Here is a 22,052-nt window from a genome sequence, read left to right as displayed (position 1 = left end):
CTCAGGCAGAAGCGCACAAAGTTGCTGAGCAAGGTCATCACTCAGAGCCTCTCCACCAACCAGTAGCAATTCCAGCTGCTGTAATGCATCTCGACCCGAGTCACTGTGTAGTAATTCACGTATATAGCTAGGCGTCGCTTGAAAGTGTGAAACTTGGTGTTGAACGATTAACTGAGCAGGATCCCAATCGTTCTCAAAACGTTGTGCCAACATATTCGTTTGACAATCGTGCTGTATAAAGCGTTCTTGAATTGTTGCTACACAAGATAACTGCTGCGGTGTGATGGAGGCATGTTGTTGAGACGTGTAAATAACTACAACTGCATTAAAGCCCATCTTGCCAAAGAGAGCTAACTGCGCCAGAGCCATATCACTATCTTCAAGCGTGCAAAGCGCTCCCGTTTGTTCATTGCATTCGCTAACGGGCAGATAGAGTACTCTGCTGCTAGCCGCTTGCTGAATAGTGTTAAATGCCGCAACTTTTGTTGCTAGTTCTGAAAGCTCGCTTCCTTGATATAGCACCGAAAGTCCAGCTCCGCTTCGCGCCGCCTGCTCATATTCTTGCTCCGTGGCGCGACAGTTTAAGCCGAGATTTTCAGTATCAGAATGTAAGCAAGAAACTCGATCACCAACATAGCTTGAAAACTTCGCAACAGATAACTCTTTTGCATCGAGTAATGCCATATCTGATTTGCATAAATGCACCTGTGCGAGCTTTTCACTTGCGATACTCTGTGGTCGCTCTGGCTGGATGATTACCTTAGCTCCAGAGGCTAAGCTCCAGAATAGCTCGAGCACAGAAATATCAAAGCTAATACTCGTGCTAGCTAACCAGGTTATATCTGACGAGTTGCTTGGTAGCGATGTGCTCATCGCGGTAAAAAAGTTAAGTACGTTTCTGTGGCTCACTTTGACGCCCTTTGGCTTGCCCGTGGAGCCACTCGTATAGATCACATATGCCAAGCTATCTGAGGTGAGTTGATTAGTATAAGAAACGGGGTTTGTCGACGCCTGTAAGTCTAGGTATTCAACCAAGTGAAGTGCAGCTGATACATTGTTACTGAATAATGGTTGTAACGATTGCGTCAAAATTAAGTGCTTTAATTCGCTATCTTGAACAATATAATTCAGCCGCTGTGGTGGGTAGCTGGGATCTAAAGGCAAATAAGCACCACCAACTTTTAAAATAGCCAACATATTAATCAGCATAGATAAAGAGCGCGGTTGACAAATCCCAACTAAATCTCCAGGCCGGATCCCTCTTTGATACAACTGTTTAGCAACACATTCAGATTGCGCATTTAACTCTGCAAACGTTAAGTTTTCATTGTTAAAACAGACAGCTACTTTATCGGGCTGCGTAACACTTTGGTATTCGATGGCATGTTGCAGTAACCCCTCACTATCAAACGCTTGCGAGGTACAATTTAGCTGTTGCAACAAATAGTCACGTTGAGATTCTGGTAACAAGTTGTAGTGATAACAAGCTTGTTGTTCAGAATCGATGACGCCATCAACCAATTGTGCAAATTGCGCCATCATCTGCTCGATATATTGCTGATGAAACAACTCAGTACGGTATTCGACTGTAAGCTGCAGACCCTCTGATTGTTCACGTGCATGCCAAGTCAATTCATACTTAGCTACCGATTCTGAATGTAACTGTGGTGTCATGGAAAACGGCAAATCGCCAAGAGGTAACGCTTCGTTCGCCGTATTGTCCAGAATCAACATGATTTGAAACAACGGGGAATAATTCAAACTGCGTTCAGGAGCTAGCATTTCGACCAATTGTTCAAATGGCGTAGCTTGGCGGGACAATGCCTCTAGGTTAACTTGCTTTACTTGTTCTAAGAACGTCCCAAAACTCTGCTTAAGAGAGCACTCCACTTTTAACACTAGGTTATTTATAAAAAAGCCCACAACGTTATCCAACTGCGGGTGACTACGATTTGCAACCGGAGTTCCAATAACCACTTGCGAATGCTGAGTGTGACGGCAAATTAACAGACTCAATAAACCATGCAATACCATAAAAAGCGTCGCATTGTGTTTGCCCGCAAGTTGCTTTAAACCATTCAACTGCTTCTGATTCAATAGCCATTGCAGATTGTTTCCAGCAAACGTTTGCTGATTACTTCTCGCTTGATAAATGGGTAACTGATGGACAGCATCAATATTTGCCAGCTGTGTAAGCCAATAATCTAAGTGCGCTTTATGCTCATTCGACGCAAGTTGTTCATGGTGCCACGCGGCATAATCACTGTATTGAATATCGATCACAGGAAGCGCTTCAGTATCAACACCCAGCTTTTGTTTATAAATAGTAATAAAGTCGCGTAATAGAATATTCATCGACCAAGCATCTGTCGCGATGTGATGTGTAGTGAGGAGTAACGTGCCGTGCTGCTCACCTCGCTTGACATAAGTCCCGCGCAACAGACAATCTCGACTTAGATCGAATGGTATGGTTGCATTTTCTAATCGCACAGTCTCAAGTTGACACTGCTGCTCAGCGATAGACTTTCCAGTCACATCTAGTAATACTAGTTGAAAAGCTTCTTGCGTTAACTGTAGCTGTGGTTGAGCATCTATTGTGACAAAATTCATAAGTAATGCCTGATGACGCTCTAGTAACTGAGTCAAGGCATACTCAGCAATATCGACATCAAACTGGCCGCAGATATCCAACGCAAATGGCATATTATACTGAGCCTGGTTGCTTTCAATCTGCGACAGTAACCACAACCGCTGCTGCGCTACAGAAAGCGGTTTAACCATATCCGTCTCCAGTCGCTTAATTGGTTCAAGCGCTAGATCTTCACTTTTCTGTATAAACTTAGCCAAGTCACGAATAATAGGGTGATTAAAAATATCTTTTAACTGTAGTTTCTTACCCAGCTGTGTACTCACATGGTTGATCAACCTAACCGCTAACAGTGAATGCCCCCCCATTGCAAAAAAGTCACTGTTAGGCGCAATATCTGTTCGTGATAACAGCTGCGTGCAAATATCCAGCAACTGCATCTCAACCAAGCTCTCCGGAGCAAGTCGTGAAGTTTGTTGCAACGTTTTGGGATCAGGTAATGCCCGTCGGTTAACTTTGCCATTACGATTTAGCGGAAAGTCATCAAGCGCAATATAGCAATGTGGTCTCATGTACACAGGTAGCCTAGCAGCGGCAAGGCCTTCTAGCTGGTTGCGCACGGTCTCAACATCTTCATGTTGAGGCACGAAATAACACACAAGATACTCATTTTCTTGGCTTCTATTAACGTGTGCGATTAATCGTTGAACACCATCACAGCCCTCCAAAAGCGTTTCAATCTCGCCAAGTTCAACTCGATGCCCACGAATTTTAACTTGTTGATCATTACGACCAATAAACTCCAACCGCCCTTGACTATTCCAGCGAACTAAATCCCCTGTTTTGTAGTAACGTTCGGACGAGCCGCTCTTTAAAACATCTACAACAAAACACCTAGAGGTTAACTCTGGCCGTTGCCAATATCCCTTCGCCACACCGGTACCTGCAATCCACAATTCGCCGATGCCTCCGGGCACTTGAAGTTGCTGTTGTTCGTTTAATACCAGCAACTGAGTATTGGTCATTGGCAGACCTATCGGTACAGTGCCGTTTCCTAACAATGGTAAATCATTGAATGCATGTATGCAGCAACCCACGACAGTCTCTGTTGGACCGTAATGGTTATATAACAAACTGTTAGGAAACGTATCACCTAATGCTAAAGCTACTCTTTGCGATAGGGCCTCACCACCTATCACCAATACACAAGGGGCAGTGATCACTTGGCCCTTGAGCGCATCGAGTAAGGCCTGACAATGGCTAGGAGTTAATCGCAATAATACCCCTTCAAGCTCAAGTTGCTGTAATTCGTTCAGCAAAGCAAAAATCACATCATCTTGTGGCAATAATGTCACACATCCCCCATGTAATAAGGGTAAGTAAAGACTAGGTACACTGATGTCAAATGCCGGCTCAGTAACGAGTAGAGAGCCCACGAGATGGTCTTGGTAATAAAAATCACTGGCAAAGGCGCAATACTGCTGTAATCCCAAATGAGTAATTTCAACTCCCTTGGGTTGACCTGTAGAGCCTGATGTATAAATTAGATAAGCACTATCACTTAACTGAGTTGGCGGTAGCGAAGATGGTGTAAACTCACTTAGCCAGTCTGGCGTTAAGCAGTCATCCATCAACATTACATCATACCCTTCGCTAGATACTGTTTCGAGAAGTGCACTTTGGGTTATCAATAGTTCGGCATCAACATCTTTTAATACATATTCCAACCTTGTCTTACCACTCGATTTATCTAATGGGATATATACGGCTCCCGCCAGCTGTACTCCGATAAGGGCGACTAATAGCTCCACACTTTTAGGCAGTAATAGCGCAACATGATCACCATGACCTATTTCTTGTTCTGATAAACAGCCAGCTAAACTTTTCGCTTTGGCAATTAATTCGCCATAACTTAGTGTCGTATCACCTGCTCGAGCTGCGATTCGTTCCGGTGCACTCTGAGCCTGAATTAATATCTGCTGTACAATGGGAAGTTCTGTATCAGTAACTTGCTGCTCACCTGTTCCCATTGATAGGAGCGATTGTCTTGTTTCTTCACTCAACAACGAAGGTAATGATTGATTAGATTGGTGTTCAGGCAACGCAGTTAGCAATTGCACCATAGCTGTTGATAACCGCTCCACTGTCACTTGGTCGAATAATTCACTTTTATAATTCCAGTCAAGGATTAGGCTTCCTTGCTCTTCAAATATGCTAAGGTCCAAGTCATAACGCACAGCTCCCTCTCGCAACGGTAAAGCGCGAACAATCAAGTCCGTCAATTCAAATTGAGATTGTTGATAATTTTGTAGTACAAACTTGATTTGGGCTAAAGGGTTGTAGGCTAAATTGCGGGAAGGCTGCACAGCCTCTACGACTTGGTCAAAAGGTACCTCTTGATGACCAAAAGCCTGCTGTACTCGGCTTTTATTTTTAGCTAAAAATTGCCAAAAATCACCATCTTCAGGGATCTCCGAACGCAGCACTATTGTATTGAGAAAGCAGCCGATCAAGGACTGAACTTCCTCTCGTTCTCTTCCCGCCACAGGTGTCGCCATCACAATATCATCACTACCACTAAATCGGCCTAAAACAAAAGCAAATGCAGACTGCAATAAGGTAAAGAGCGTCACATTGTGGCTTTTTGCCAGCTTGACTAACTGCTCGCTCAGTTTCTTGCTCAAAGGAACTTGCATTTGTTTAGATGTAAAATTTTGCTGTTTAGGGCGTGGTCTATCGAGTGGTAGGCTATGTACCTCTGGAGCTTCGGCTAAATAGTCATGCCAAAACTCTAATTTCTGTTCAAGTACTGGCTGATCTAAATGTTGCTTTTGCCAATAGGCATAGTCAGCATACTGTATTGGTAAAGCAGTTAACTGCACTGACTGGCCAGTCGCTAACTGGTGATAACTGGTTACAAATTCTGATGACAGCACTTCCACTGACCAGCCGTCTGCTGCAATATGGTGAACAGCGAAAAGTAAGCAATGCTGTTTGGCATGACGTTTAACAAGCGTTACCCGCAATACTAATTCAGCACTCAAGTCGAATGAGTAACGTGACTCTTTAGTTATCAGCTGTTGTAGTTTAGTCTCATATTCTGCGGCAGAAAGCAGGCTATAGTCTTCTTGAAACAGAGGTATCTCAAAGTCTTGATGTAAAAACTGCAGCGTTTGATTTTGCTGCTCAACGTAACCACACCGGAGCACTTCGTGACGGTTGATTATTTCAGCCAAAGCCTGACTAACCTTATCAACTCGCAACTCACCTTCTAACTCGAATGCTGCAAAAATATTATATTCGCTACTCTCGCCACCACCAAGCTGGTGTATAAACCACAATCTCGCCTGCGCCAAAGACAAAGGTAGATACTTACTGTCAGGACGAGGAGTGATAGCACTAACTTTAGGACGTTGGATACTATGTTGTAGATACTGGATAATATCGTCTTTGTGTGCAGAAATTTCATTCTTTAGCTCAGAGGTCAACGCTCCTTTTGGCGCCGTAAATTTTAGCTTTTGCTCTTCAAGATAAAGTTCGATCCCTGCAGCTAGCGCTTTTTTTATTATTTTTTGAACCATTAAAATTCTCCAGATTCCATATCTTCCGCAAGCTCAGCCTCGGTACTTGCGCTAGTGTTTTTGTTAGCCAGTTCAACAGCTAATGCAATCTCAGCTACGGTTGGATACGTGAATAAAAACAGCAGTTCCAGCTGTACACCGAAACCGTTTTCTATCGCATTTTTAAACGCGACCAGTGAAATAGAACTACCTCCAAGCTCGAAGAAGCTATCATGCACTCCTGGGGAAGTTTGTAACCCCAAAGTCAGTTGCAATATATCCACAAGCTTCTCTTCTAGTTCATTGCTCGGCGCCATATAGCGACTATCACTATGCGCAATGGGGGTGGGTAAATTAGCTTTGTCAATTTTGCCATTATTTGTTAACGGCAATACGTTGAGCACAGCCCACCGACTAGGCTGCATATAATGAGGCAACCTATGCTTGAGCCACCCCTTCACATCACTGATAAGGTCACTATGATCTTGGCAACTGTGACTAACCAACCAAGCGTCAAGGTGCTGATGCTGTTTAGTGGTATTAAGCAGCACTACCGCGCTATCCAACCGCTCATGCTGAGCTAAGTTTTGCTCCACTTCAGGCAACTCAACACGGTAACCTTTATATTTGACTTGAGCGTCTCTGCGACCTAAAAACTCAATGTTTCCGTCATTACGATATCGAGCAATATCTCCAGTGCGATACATTCTTGAACCAAGATCTTGCTCCAGCAAATCTGCAAAAAATACCTTTGCCGTTAACTCATCTTTGTTCCAATAGCCTCGGCTGACTTGATTTCCACCAATATAAATCTCTCCTTTTACACCAGGAAGCTGTAGTTGTTGCTGATTATCGAGTATATAAATACGGTTATTCGCATCCGCTTTGCCAATAGCCAAAATTTCACCATAATAGCCATCAGGCTTTATCTCTAAGTGCGAAACAGTGACGGTGGTTTCAGTTGGACCATAAGAGTTAACTAACTTTGGAAGCTTCCCTTGATGTGCAAACCAGCGCTCAACACAGCCAGCCTGTAACCCTTCACCACCAATAATGACTGTTTCCAGCATATTAGGTAATGACATAGTAGGCGCCTGCATAAGTTGATGGAAAAATGCCGTTGGCAAAGTGATTAGATTGATACGTTGCTGTTCACAAAGCGCCCAAAATGTTGCCGTACTCGATAGCCAGGTATCGTCTCGTAGTACCAACGTCCCACCTGTCATTAAGCTGCCAAATATCTCCTCAATGGACATATCAAAATTTACAGCACTAAATTGCAGTATGCGTTTAGTCGAGTCGAGTCGGTAGCGGTCTATAAAGCCTTCGACAAAAGCAGCTAAATTTTGGTGCTCCACCATCACGCCTTTAGGGTTACCGGTGGATCCTGATGTATATATTAGGTACACCAGTTGCTGTGGGGCGATGCAGATTTGGGGCGCATTCGGTTCATGATCTTGGAATATTGCGTGATCTTCACTTAAATTCTGTATCACATAATCGGATTCTGCTTGTTTGTAACTCTCATGGTCATCACCCTCAGGTAATAACAAAAGCTTTGGTTTACTATCGGCCAAAACATAAAGAGACCTAGCTTTTGGCTGCGCTCTATCCAGCGGCACATATGTCGCACCGGCTTTCATAACCGCGAAAATAGCGACCATAAACATTGCCGATCTTGGCAGGCAGATTGCTACTCGATCTTCTGTTGTAATTCCCTCTTGTAAGAGATAATTTGCGAGCTGATTTGAGTGGGATTCTAACCAAGCATAAGTATACTCCTTGCCATTATCTACTATGGCAATATTATCGGGGAACCGAACAGCATTATTCGATAACCGCTGAGGCATCAACAAAGTTGGAGTAGCTTGCAATACGCTTTGAGGCCGACCGAGTAAACGCCTCTTATCATCATTAGACATAAGTGATAACTCGGCAATGGTTGCATAAGGTTGCGTTACAAAAGCCTTTAAGATCTTTAAGAAATACTCGCTCCATTTGGCAACATCACTAGAGTGGTAAAGCTCATTTAGAAACTCTATATGGCAATCTAAGCCATGTTCTGTTTGCTCTGCAGTTAGCACTAAATCAAATTCTGAATGACCATTCGTCCGTATCAGTTCATTCATTTCGAGAGCTGGTATCTGCGCAGCCTCATACTTATTGTGAAGTGCTAACAATGTTTGGAATACAGGATGCTGATATGAACTTCTTGGCGGGTTCAAACGCTCAATTATTTGCTCCAACGGAGCATCTTGATTGGCAAAAGCAGAAGTGCTTTTCTCACTCACATGAGAAAACAACTCGATAATAGTCATCTCCGACTGTAATTCAACTTTCAAGACAACGGTATTGACGAACAGTCCAATTAGATCAAAGCAAGCCGCATGCTGTCTCCCAGCAACAGGAAGTCCTATCTGTAATGACGAGCTGCCGGTAAGCTTAGCTAGCAAAATAGCCCATGCTGAACTTAACAGCATATTGAGTGTTATCTTTTGATCTTTTGCTATCAGTTCTAATTCAGAGCTAAAAGAAGGCAATAAAGAAAAACTGACTTTGCTGGTACTACCCCTAAGTTTTTCTATTGTCCCGGTGTCGCTAGGCAGTTTTAAATCTTCACCACGCTCGGCTAACTCAGTAACCCAGTAGTCTAGCTGTGACTTGAGCTTTTGTTGCTGCTGACTTGCCAGCTGCCAATCAGCATAATCACTATACTGAATAGCTAAAGGAGGAAGTACCGCAGCCTCCCCTCTTTGCAACCCTTGATAAAGTGCCGCAAACTCTCGATGCAATATCTCTACCGACCAACCATCTGCGATGATGTGATGAAGACTGATCATCAGCACCGCTTCCGTTGCACTTTGCCTGACCAAACTCGCTCTAAATAGTTGCCCTGCTGTTAGGTCAAAACCTCGCTGTCCTTCTTCTGCTTGTAGTGTCTGTATCTTATGCTGCTGTGTTGCAGGCGCTAGTGATGTTAAATCGTAATGCTGTAAGACAAACCTGACCTCACTTTCCACGACTTGCCGAGGCTCACCTTCATGGCTTATGAAACGGCTTCGCAATATATCATGCCGTGCAATAATGCCTTGTAATGCCTGTTCTATATAGTCAGCTGCTATTACTCCTCGCAGCTGTAATGTTGAACTCATCACATAATGCGCACTGCCAGGTTGCATCTGTTCAATAAACCACAAACGCTGTTGTGCATATGACAAAGCCGCCGGCTCTGAACTGCTTCGTTTTGTGATCAATGTTTGTTGTGAGTGTTCCGCTGCGTCTATTGTTGCCGCTAGGCTAACTAAGTCTGGCTGAGCAAATATGTCGCCTAAACCTAGCTCTACTGCAAACGTTGAGCGGATCTCAGCTTGTAGCTTTACACTTAATAAGGAATGCCCACCTAGCGCAAAAAAGTGTTGCTCTAGACCGATATCCCCCGCTTCTATCCCCAACAATTCAGCACATATTTGTACCAATCGTCGCTCTGTTTGACTTGTCGCAGTTATTCGTTTCGTTGCTTGCTGATGTGGACTAGGTAGCGCACTGCGGTCCACTTTACCGTTTGGCGTCAATGGTAAACGCGGTAATGTCACGACCTGTTTTGGTACCATGTATTCCGGTAAGACAGTCGCCAATTGCTGCTGTATGTCACCATGACTGTCTTCTTTGTCACTGACAATATAGGCAACTAAACGGCTCTGCTCCTCTTCGCCCACTACCAGCACCACCGCTTCTCTAACACTTGGTAGCGCTAATAATTGCTGCTCTATTTCCCCTAATTCAATGCGGTGACCACGCACTTTAACCTGGTGATCGGCCCGACCAATCACTTCAAACTCACCTGACACCGTCAATCTGGCCAAGTCTCCCGTCCGATATAATGGTCGTGCTGTGCCGTCTGGGGCAATTCCTGTAATAAAGCGAGTCGCAGTTAACGCCTCTTGGCCGAGATAACCTAAGCTGACTCCCTCTCCACCTATATATAATTCTCCAGTACAGCCATGCGGTTGTAGTTGATAACTATCACTCAGCACATAAAGTTGAGTGTTTGCAATTGCCCGACCAACTGTCACTTGCTCGGAAGTTACTTTACTGGCTGCTGACCAAACTGTCGTTTCCGTCGGCCCATATAAGTTCCATAAAACCTCACCTTGCGCCTGCAATGCTTTACTGAGGTGATTATCAAGTGCTTCCCCGCCACATAAAATTGTTAAACCTGATATGGGCTGCCAGCGCCCTTCCGCCAGTAACATTTTCCAGCTTGCGGGGGTTGCCTGCATCATATTGATATCACCTCGGTGTAAGCGTGAAATCAACGCTCCCGGGTCCCGCCGCATCGCATTATCCGCTAAGTGTACCGTCCCCCCAACTAACAAAGGTAGAAACAACTCTAGTACATGAATATCAAAGCTAATGGGAGTCACCGCAAGTAACTTAGTATCTGAACTCGCGTTCAATAACTCTGCCATTGCCGTTAAAAAATTCACGACATTATGATGGCTTACCATCACGCCTTTAGGTTGGCCTGTGGAGCCTGACGTATAAATAACATAAGCGCATGCTCCACTTTCAAGACGCTCCGCTTCCCACTCTAACGACCCTGCACAACTAAGTAGCTGTTCAACATCATAATATGGCACTGTGCTTGGCAGTTGTTCACAGACCGAAGACTCACTAATTACAAGGCATGCTCCGCTATCGTTAATCATGTGCGTTAAGCGTGCACTCGGATACTCTGGGTCTAATGGAACATAGGCTGCGCCAACTTGCCACACCCCAAGTAAAGTGGGCAATAACATGATGGTGCGTGGTAAACAAACCCCCACCCGTTGACCTCGTTTCACACCAACCTGCCGAAGCCCTTGTGCAATATGTTTCGCATGTTCAAACAATTGCTTATAGTCAAGCTGTTGCTCAAGGCAGCGTACCGCTATTGCATTCGGGTGGCATTGACCCGCCTGCTGTAGCAGGGTTATTACCGTCTGCTGTGGAATGTGACTATAAGGTCCTTGTCCTTGCCGGATAAGATCAGCTTGCTCGTGCTCTGTTAATAATGACAACAGGCCAATATTTTGCTCCACAGGGGCGTGGACTAAAGCCATGAGCAATCGCGCTAAGTGCACCAACAAGGTATTCGCACGTGACTCACTAAAGAGTTGTTGGTTATAAACAAGATTAATAACCAGTTCGGAGTCTTGCCAAAAGGCATTAAAGGTTAAATCATATTCACTAAAGAGTGCTTCTGGCTGGCACTCAGTTATAGTGATGTCAGCAAGATCCAAACTCGCCTGACGTTGGCTGTGTAAATTCAACATGATTTGGAACAACGGCGCGTGCGCTTGACTACGCTCAGTTTGCAATTGCTCAACCAACTTCTCAAAAGGCACAGCCTGATGTGCTTGTGCATCCTGATTTACGGCTCGGATTTGCTGACAAAAATCAGCTACCGACTGCTCCCCATGACAATCTAGCCGCAGAACAACATTATTAATAAAGCATCCAATTAATGGCTCTACTTGGGATGATAAACGATTGGCCACTGGGCTACCGATAACGATATCGCGATTGTTACTGTGGCGGCTCAATAGCATTCCCAAGGCGCCATGTAACAGCATAAATAGCGTCATTTCTTGCTGCTGTGCAAAGGTTTTGAGCTGCTCTGCCTGTTGTGCCAAAAGCACAGTGCCAACCTGTTTGCAGGCAAAGGATTGACTTGTCGGGCGTGCTCCGTCACAAGGTAAGTCATGGCGCTGGGGTAAGTCAGTTAATTGTTCCAACCAGTAATCGACACTGGGTTGTAGTACTTCTTTACCCTGTTGCTGCTGCCAATCAGCATAATCACTATACTGAATTGCTAAAGGAGGAAGTACCGCGGCCTCCCCTCTTTGCAATCCTTGATAAAGTGCCGCAAACTCTCGATGCAATATCTCTACCGACCAACCATCTGCGATGATGTGATGAAGACTGATCATCAGCACCGCTTCCGTTGCACTTTGCCTGACCAAACTCGCTCTAAATAGTTGCCCTGCTGTTAGGTCAAAACCTCGCTGTCCTTCTTCTGCTTGTAGTGTCTGTATCTTATGCTGCTGTGTTGCAGGCGCTAGTGATGTTAAATCGTAATGCTGTAAGACAAACCTGACCTCACTTTCCACGACTTGCCTAGGCTCACCTTCATGGCTTATGAAACGGCTTCGCAATATATCATGCCGTGCAATAATGCCTTGTAATGCCTGTTCTATATAGTCAGCTGCTATTACTCCTCGCAGCTGTAATGTTGAACTCATCACATAATGCGCACTGCCAGGTTGCATCTGTTCAATAAACCACAAACGCTGTTGTGCATATGACAAAGCCGCCGGCTCTGAACTGCTTCGTTTTGTGATCAATGTTTGTTGTGAGTGTTCCGCTGCGTCTATTGTTGCCGCTAGGCTAACTAAGTCTGGCTGAGCAAATATGTCGCCTAAACCTAGCTCTACTGCAAACGTTGAGCGGATCTCAGCTTGTAGCTTTACACTTAATAAGGAATGCCCACCTAGCGCAAAAAAGTGTTGCTCTAGACCGATATCCCCCGCTTCTATCCCCAACAATTCAGCACATATTTGTACCAATCGTCGCTCTGTTTGACTTGTCGCAGTTATTCGTTTCGTTGCTTGCTGATGTGGACTAGGTAGCGCACTGCGGTCCACTTTACCGTTTGGCGTCAATGGTAAACGCGGTAATGTCACGACCTGTTTTGGTACCATGTATTCCGGTAAGACAGTCGCCAATTGCTGCTGTATGTCACCATGACTGTCTTCTTTGTCACTGACAATATAGGCAACTAAACGGCTCTGCTCCTCTTCGCCCACTACCAGCACCACCGCTTCTCTAACACTTGGTAGCGCTAATAATTGCTGCTCTATTTCCCCTAATTCAATGCGGTGACCACGCACTTTAACCTGGTGATCGGCCCGACCAATCACTTCAAACTCACCTGACACCGTCAATCTGGCCAAGTCTCCCGTCCGATATAATGGTCGTGCTGTGCCGTCTGGGGCAATTCCTGTAATAAAGCGAGTCGCAGTTAACGCCTCTTGGCCGAGATAACCTAAGCTGACTCCCTCTCCACCTATATATAATTCTCCAGTACAGCCATGCGGTTGTAGTTGATAACTATCACTCAGCACATAAAGTTGAGTGTTTGCAATTGCCCGACCAACTGTCACTTGCTCGGAAGTTACTTTACTGGCTGCTGACCAAACTGTCGTTTCCGTCGGCCCATATAAGTTCCATAAAACCTCACCTTGCGCCTGCAATGCTTTACTGAGGTGATTATCAAGTGCTTCCCCGCCACATAAAATTGTTAAACCTGATATGGGCTGCCAGCGCCCTTCCGCCAGTAACATTTTCCAGCTTGCGGGGGTTGCCTGCATCATATTGATATCACCTCGGTGTAAGCGTGAAATCAACGCTCCCGGGTCCCGCCGCATCGCATTATCCGCTAAGTGTACCGTCCCCCCAACTAACAAAGGTAGAAACAACTCTAGTACATGAATATCAAAGCTAATGGGAGTCACCGCAAGTAACTTAGTATCTGAACTCGCGTTCAATAACTCTGCCATTGCCGTTAAAAAATTCACGACATTATGATGGCTTACCATCACGCCTTTAGGTTGGCCTGTGGAGCCTGACGTATAAATAACATAAGCGCATGCTCCACTTTCAAGACGCTCCGCTTCCCACTCTAACGACCCTGCACAACTAAGTAGCTGTTCAACATCATAATATGGCACTGTGCTTGGCAGTTGTTCACAGACCGAAGACTCACTAATTACAAGGCATGCTCCGCTATCGTTAATCATGTGCGTTAAGCGTGCACTCGGATACTCTGGGTCTAATGGAACATAGGCTGCGCCAACTTGCCACACCCCAAGTAAAGTGGGCAATAACATGATGGTGCGTGGTAAACAAACCCCCACCCGTTGACCTCGTTTCACACCAACCTGCCGAAGCCCTTGTGCAATATGTTTCGCATGTTCAAACAATTGCTTATAGTCAAGCTGTTGCTCAAGGCAGCGTACCGCTATTGCATTCGGGTGGCATTGACCCGCCTGCTGTAGCAGGGTTATTACCGTCTGCTGTGGAATGTGACTATAAGGTCCTTGTCCTTGCCGGATAAGATCAGCTTGCTCGTGCTCTGTTAATAATGACAACAGGCCAATATTTTGCTCCACAGGGGCGTGGACTAAAGCCATGAGCAATCGCGCTAAGTGCACCAACAAGGTATTCGCACGTGACTCACTAAAGAGTTGTTGGTTATAAACAAGATTAATAACCAGTTCGGAGTCTTGCCAAAAGGCATTAAAGGTTAAATCATATTCACTAAAGAGTGCTTCTGGCTGGCACTCAGTTATAGTGATGTCAGCAAGATCCAAACTCGCCTGACGTTGGCTGTGTAAATTCAACATGATTTGGAACAACGGCGCGTGCGCTTGACTACGCTCAGTTTGCAATTGCTCAACCAACTTCTCAAAAGGCACAGCCTGATGTGCTTGTGCATCCTGATTTACGGCTCGGATTTGCTGACAAAAATCAGCTACCGACTGCTCCCCATGACAATCTAGCCGCAGAACAACATTATTAATAAAGCATCCAATTAATGGCTCTACTTGGGATGATAAACGATTGGCCACTGGGCTACCGATAACGATATCGCGATTGTTACTGTGGCGGCTCAATAGCATTCCCAAGGCGCCATGTAACAGCATAAATAGCGTCATTTCTTGCTGCTGTGCAAAGGTTTTGAGCTGCTCTGCCTGTTGTGCCAAAAGCACAGTGCCAACCTGTTTGCAGGCAAAGGATTGACTTGTCGGGCGTGCTCCGTCACAAGGTAAGTCATGGCGCTGGGGTAAGTCAGTTAATTGTTCCAACCAGTAATCGACACTGGGTTGTAGTACTTCTTTACCCTGTTGCTGCTGCCAATCAGCATAATCACTATACTGAATTGCTAAAGGAGGAAGTACCGCGGCCTCCCCTCTTTGCAATCCTTGATAAAGTGCCGCAAACTCTCGATGCAATATCTCTACCGACCAACCATCTGCGATGATGTGATGAAGACTGATCATCAGCACCGCTTCCGTTGCACTTTGCCTGACCAAACTCGCTCTAAATAGTTGCCCTGCTGTTAGGTCAAAACCTCGCTGTCCTTCTTCTGCTTGTAGTGTCTGTATCTTATGCTGCTGTGTTGCAGGCGCTAGTGATGTTAAATCGTAATGCTGTAAGACAAACCTGACCTCACTTTCCACGACTTGCCTAGGCTCACCTTCATGGCTTATGAAACGGCTTCGCAATATATCATGCCGTGCAATAATGCCTTGTAATGCCTGCTCTATATAGTCAGCTGCTATTACTCCTCGCAGCTGTAATGTTGAACTCATCACATAATGCGCACTGCCAGGTTGCATCTGTTCAATAAACCACAAACGCTGTTGTGCATATGACAAAGCCGCCGGCTCTGAACTATCTCTGGGCTCAATTATTATGGCTTTATTAACACCAAGGGCTGCACTATCAATAAACTGGGCTAACGAGCTAAGCGTGCTGAATTGATATGCTTGAGCTGCAGAGAAGTCAATATTAAAGTAGGTAGCAACGGCTGTTGCCATTTTTATCAAAGAAAGTGAGTGCCCACCCAAACCGAAAAAGCTGCTATCTCGGCCAACAGCTTCACACACAATACCTAGCTTATCAGCCCATAATTCAGCTAACGCAATTTCTGTAGGTGTTATTGGCGGTTGTGTAGTCTGTATCTGTGGTTTTGGCTTTGGTAATCGCTCACGATCTATCTTGCCATTTTGAGTTAAAGGCCAATCAGCAACAATAACGATAGCTTCAGGCACCATATAACTGGGCAATTGTTGCTGCAAGTGTACCCGAAGTAACTCTACTAATTGTTTATCGGTGTCGTTGATGGGCTGAACATATGCAACAAGCTGTTTATCAATAGCGCCTTGCTGTAACACCACCAAACTACTCGCTACACCGTTGAATTGGTTAAGACAACTTCGGACTTCATCCAGCTCTACGCGGAATCCACGAATTTTAACTTGCTGATCTACACGCCCAATAAATGCCATTACGCCTGGGCTAATATAACGAACATAATCGCCCGTGCGGTAGATCATTCGTGGAAGAGTGCTACCCTCAGAATAAAATGGATTCTCCACAAACCGTTCACGAGTCATCTCATCCTGATTTAAGTATCCTAGCGCAAGTCCATGCCCACCAACACATAGTTCCCCTTCCGCACCAAAAGGAGCGAGTCTATCCCCCTGCAAAATATAGACATGATCTCCAGGTAATGCCTTGCCGATAGGAATTGAGGTAGGAGCTACTTCATTAATCAAATGACATGTTGTAAATGTCGTATTTTCCGTTGGGCCATAACCATTCCAGAGCTGAACTTCAGGCAACTTCTGTTGACATAACTTTACAGCAGCAACATCTAACACATCACCACCTGCGATGACATTCTCAAGAGTGTGATGTTCGGGAAGAGACTGAGCCCATTGGCTGAACAAACCAGCGGTCAACCACAAGGTATTGATCTGCCAAAGCGCTAACTGTTGATTTATTTGCTCAGGAGTGACAAATTTTTCAGGGTAAACAACGCAGGTTCCACCGTTAAGTAGCGGTCCCCAAATTTCGAATGTTGCTGCGTCAAAAGCAATGTTTGCACAGTGCAATACCTGTGTCATTGAATTAAGTGGAAAATACTCGGCGTCACAAACTAAGCGTAAAATCCCTTGCTGTGAGGTTAAAACACCTTTTGGCTTACCTGTCGACCCAGATGTGTAAATAACATAAGCTACTTGCTCAGGAGGAGTAGATATTGCGGGCTTGCTCAGCAGCTTAGCGGTATCAATCAATCTTTCCATATAACCATCACAGAGTAGCAGCTTAGTACCTTGGAAAAATGTGAGTGTACTGCTAAGACTTGGTTCAGTTATCACAAGCGACAACTGAGCATCAGTTACAATATTCTCAAGTCGCTGTTGTGGTTGATTACTATCAAGAGGTACATAGGCGCCTCCAACTTTCAGTATTGCCAACATCGAAACTAGCATTTCTACGCTACGAGATACATGTAAGCCAACTAGCATTCCTGATGTAACGTTATACTTTTCAACTAGAGTGTGAGCGAACTGATTTGCTAGGTGGTTTAACTCTTCATAACTATATTTTTTATTCTTTGCAATGACAGCCACTTTATCCGCATATTTCAGCGCAATGGATTCAAAGCGTTGTGATACTGATTGATTTATTGGGTAAGGGATTTGGGCTTGGTTTAAAGTATGGATTAAATAGTCTTGCTCGGACTGAGTTAACATCTCAAGCTGAGCAGTACTGCCCTCATGGTTGCTTAGCAGGCTTCTCAAAAGCTGCCAAAAGTGTTGATCTAAGCTCTCAATTAAGGCATGGTCAAAACAGTTCTGATCGTAATACCAATTAAGACATAGCGTTTTGTGATCAAAGCTAAACTCTAAGTGCAGATCAAACTTTGCTTTACTTTGATGTAGCTGAAGTAAGGATAAGTTTGTTCCAGATAAGAACAGCTGCTCAGGAGCAATCCCCTGCTCAAAATCTTGTTGTTGCGTCAGCATTATTTGAAATAAATTACGCCCTTGCTCTGGAGCTAAACGTCTCACCAGTTCCTCGTAAGAGGCCTCTTGGTTGGCTTGCGCTTGCCTGTTAACATCTTTTATTTGGGCGAAGAAATCGGTAAGTAGCGTATCCTCTACCTGAGTTCTCAACACCAAGATATTGACAAAGAAACCTATTAGACCTTGAGTTTCTAAGGTAAGACGATTTGCAGCCGCCGTACCCACAACAATGTCGGTACTATTGCTATGACGTGCTAATAACAAAGCCAGAACCCCATGAACTAGCATAAATGGGGTCATTTGATTATCTTTTAATTGCGCTTCCAAAGGTCGCTTTAAAGCGTCAGAAATACGACTAGAATATTGACCTTGCTGACCTCGTTGCTCTGCTCGTTTGGAAACGTTTAGATATGCAGTTGTTGGCAAGTGGGCAAGCTGGCTTTGCCAATAATTATATTGCTGAGCCAATTCGTCGCTATTTTCTCTATCTCGTTGCCACAATGCGTAATCTTTATATTGAATTGGCAGCTCTGGTAGTTTTACTTCTTTTTTCTGCAATGCTAACTGGTATGCAGTTGCAAGTGCTTGACAAAAAATCTCCACTGACCAACCGTCAGCGATAATGTGATGTAAATTTATCACTAAAGTGCCTGACTTTACTTTGTCATCACCAACACCACTTTGCAGCAATACATCCACGTTAAAAAGTGTGTCACGGCCGAGTTCAAAATTATATTCCTGTTGTTCTTGAATATACCTTTGTCGAGCTAATTGATAATCTCGCGCTGTAAGCTGGGAGTAATCAATCACTCTTATGTAGTCATCTCGGGGAGCAGAAATAACTTGAACTACAGAGGAGCCATCTTGAACTAGGTTAGTACGTAGGATCTCATGCTGCGTCGCCAAAGCAATCAAGGCTTTATTCAAGCTATGAATATCGATATGTTCAGAAAACTCAAAAGCAGCTAGCATGTTGTATTCACAACTACCACCTTGTAGCTGATCCAGTGACCACAGCCTTAACTGGGCCATTGACAGGGGGTAACGCTCAGCAGAAGGTTGAGGCAATATTGTTGTGAGGTTTTCAGTCGCTTGGCTCGCAGCATTTAGCTGCTCAGTTAAAGCGGCAATCGTTGAAGCTCTGAATAAAGTCGCCAAGTTAATATCAACTTTAAACTCGCGCTTTAATCCCGAGAGCATGCTGACCGCCAGCAAGGAATGCCCACCCAAAGCAAAAAAGTCGCTTTCTGGCGCTAACTTGGCAATAGAAACATTTAACAGCTTTGACCATATCGAAGCCACACGCAACTCCATTTCGCTCAGGCTCATCTTTGAGTTAACACCATCACACAAGGCGATTTGTGGGAGCGCTTTCAGATCTATTTTGCCATTTGCTGAAATCGGCCACTGTTCCAGCAACATAAAACCACTTGGTATCATATAGCTGGGTAGTTCCAATGCTAATGCGCGTTTAATCTGCGCCAATAATTCTTCGGTTTTGTTATCCACAGCTTTAACATAGGCATTAAGCTGAGCTTCAGAGGCTGAGGAATCGAGTACGACGATAACCGAGTCGACACCACTTATCTGTTTAATATGATTTTCAATTTCTCCAAGTTCAACTCGGTGACCACGGATTTTAACTTGCTTATTATTACGCCCTAAATATTCAATGTTCCCATCACTTCTAAAACGACCTATATCTCCGGATTTATACATTCTTGCGTCGAGTTGATTTTGCCAAGGATCTGCGAAAAACGTTCGTGCCGTTAGATCCGGACGTTGCCAGTATCCGCGCGTAACTTTACTTCCTCCAATGTATATTTCTCCAGGTACTCCAAATGGAAGCGGACGTTGCTTTGAGTCTAGAATGTACAGTTGAGTGTTGGGATCTGCACGACCTATTGGTACCCTATCTTGGATATCTCCATTTTTCTCAATCTCAAAACAACAGGCTGAAACCGTTGTTTCTGTGGGCCCATAGGAATTGATTAGCCGAGCTGTAGTATTCGTTTCATTTAGCCATTTTCTGACTTTATCTACCGCTAACGCTTCACCACCTAAAATAATAAGCTCAATACAACTCGGTATCTGACCATCAAGCTCGACTGCAAGTCGATGCCAAAACGCGGTCGGTAAACTAAGCAAGTTAATTTCGTACTTTTGACAAAATTGCCAAAAAGCATCAGCACTTCCCAAGCAGGTTTCACTACGTAACACTAAAGTTCCACCATGTACCAAGGCGACAAAGATTTCTTCTATTGCTGTATCAAAGCTCAATGAAGCAAATTGTAATACTCGCTTACCCGCAGTCATGGAATATTTGTGCTGTAATGGCAGGATAAATGCTGCTAGCTGGCGATATTCAACCATCACCCCTTTTGGTTTGCCGGTGGAGCCTGAGGTATACATGAGATAAGCTAAATCGTCTGACTTAGTAGGGATAGAGACTTGCTGATATTCGTATTGTTCAAGCGTCAGATCATCGCTGTTGATGACGGTGCAACCAAGGCTTTGGTTATTTTGATTTTTTAAGTTAGCAAGCCCTGCATTGTCGGATAAGCACAACACTGGGTCGGCATCAGCAACCATAACTTGAAGACGCGCTAGAGGAAGGGCCATATCACATGGTACATAGACAGCTGCCACCTTCATAATCGCCAGTATATTGACAATAAGTGCTATACTGCGTTGCTGGTAAACTAACACTCGGTCTTGTCTTTTCACACCTAACATTAACAAATGTTGGGCCATTGCATCTGCACGACGCTCAAGTTCGGCGTAGCTAATCGTTTGATCTGCTGCAATCACAGCCGTCCGCGCAGCAAGGTTGTTGCTATGCAAAGCGATTTGCTGATGTAGTAAGGCTTGCTCGGTATCTAACTCGTCAATCGGTGTATTTTTTAGCAGCGCGAACCTTTGCTGATCTTCAGCAGAGAGAATCTCAATATCAGAAACTGGAGTTTCAGCACTTTGTAAGGTGATCTCTTGCATCACGACCATTAGCCTTTCTAACAACTGAGTGCCTTCAATTTCATTGAAATAAGCAAGGTTATGATCAAGCATTAACGCTGGTGATAGTTCCTCACCATACTCCCAATAAGTCACCGTAACTGGAGTTATTTCATGTAGATGTGATACATACTCAAGAGACTCGGTACCATTTTCAAAATTCAGGGAGCTATCCAATTTTAAATAGTTAAAGGCAATATCAAATAGTTGATTTTCTTTGCCTGAACTACCCAATGCATTGACCAAGTGCCCGAAGGGAAAACGCTGATGTCGAAAGCACTTTTTCTGCCGATTTGCGATATCTTTGACTAACTCCAGCAACGACTTCTCACCTGCGCAATTAAGTGTTGTTGGACTGATACTGGTAAAAGCCCCCAGCATCCGCTTTTGTTTAGCACCGTTACGGTTATGAAAAGATAACCCTATGTTCAATTCCGTTAATTGGTAAGCTTTGGAAAAATAGATGCTTACTCCAGCTAATACCAATTGAGCAACACTCACTCCCCATGCTTTAGCTCGAGCAACCATGCTTTTGTGTAACTGCGTAGGAATATCAAGTTGTATTCGGTTACTCGGTGTATGTTGTTGACGCCAGCTTTCTTTATGAATACGGTTAAAAACTCGTGCTTGAGGCGTTATTCCCTGTTCAAGCCAAAATTCTCGATCTCTTTGATACTTTAAACTTGCTACATAATTTTCGTCGTCTGCGACAATTTCAGCCCAGAGCCCCATCTTTGATTGATGTTGTGGGTCTTGACCACGATAATACTGGCTCAATAAATCAGCCCAGTTTGCAAATCCCCAACCGTCCATCATGACATGATGAGCAATCGCTACATACCAGTATTCATTCACGGAAAGCTTGACCAAATAGGCATCGTATAACGGCTGCTCTTCAAGCTGAAACGCTTCTGCAAAACGCTGCTGCAGCCAAACTGTGGCATGCTCAAGAGGAGTTGAGTAGGCCGAAAAGTCGAGTACTTCTAAATTAGTAAATCTAGAGTCACTAAAATACTGAGATATGCCGCTTTCACTCTGGCGCACTCTCATTCCAAATATTTCATGATTTATGACTAGCTTTTCATGAGCTGCTTTAATCCGACTTTCGTCAATCGCTCCCAACTTAATATAGCCACCAACATTATATAGTGGGTGCTCAAGATACTGTTGTTGGTCCAAGTAAATGTCGCGCTGCGTTAAACTCAACGCTAAGTAGCAGGTTGAGCCTTGCTTTTGTCCATCCATCATCAT

At 44.5% G+C, this 22,052-nt stretch carries 2 protein-coding genes (1 of these 2 only partly in view); both read right to left on the bottom strand.

Annotated elements, in window-relative coordinates:
* Nucleotides 1–6,168: the 5' portion of a non-ribosomal peptide synthetase gene (locus tag GSF13_RS08925; protein ID WP_211867961.1), read on the bottom strand. The gene continues 4,113 nt to the left of window position 1, outside the view; only the first 6,168 of its 10,281 coding nucleotides appear in the window; it begins with the start codon at nucleotides 6,166–6,168; its stop codon lies off the left edge, out of view.
* Complete coding sequence (locus GSF13_RS08920; RefSeq protein ID WP_211867960.1) at nucleotides 6,168–22,052, bottom strand: non-ribosomal peptide synthetase; 15,885 nt, start codon at nucleotides 22,050–22,052, stop codon at nucleotides 6,168–6,170. Before GSF13_RS08920 ends, GSF13_RS08925 begins: the two co-directional genes overlap by 1 nt.

The sequence above is a fragment of the Pseudoalteromonas sp. M8 genome, from assembly GCF_018141365.1.
Classification (GTDB): domain Bacteria; phylum Pseudomonadota; class Gammaproteobacteria; order Enterobacterales; family Alteromonadaceae; genus Pseudoalteromonas.
Note: the sequence above shows the minus strand (reverse complement) of the source record. Positions and strands in the feature narration are given on the sequence as shown.

Excerpts from the sequence above, each read along its gene's own strand:
- GSF13_RS08920 (WP_211867960.1), bottom strand. The coding sequence starts at position 22,052 with ATGATGATGGATGGACAAAAGCAAGGCTCAACCTGCTACTTAGCGTTG.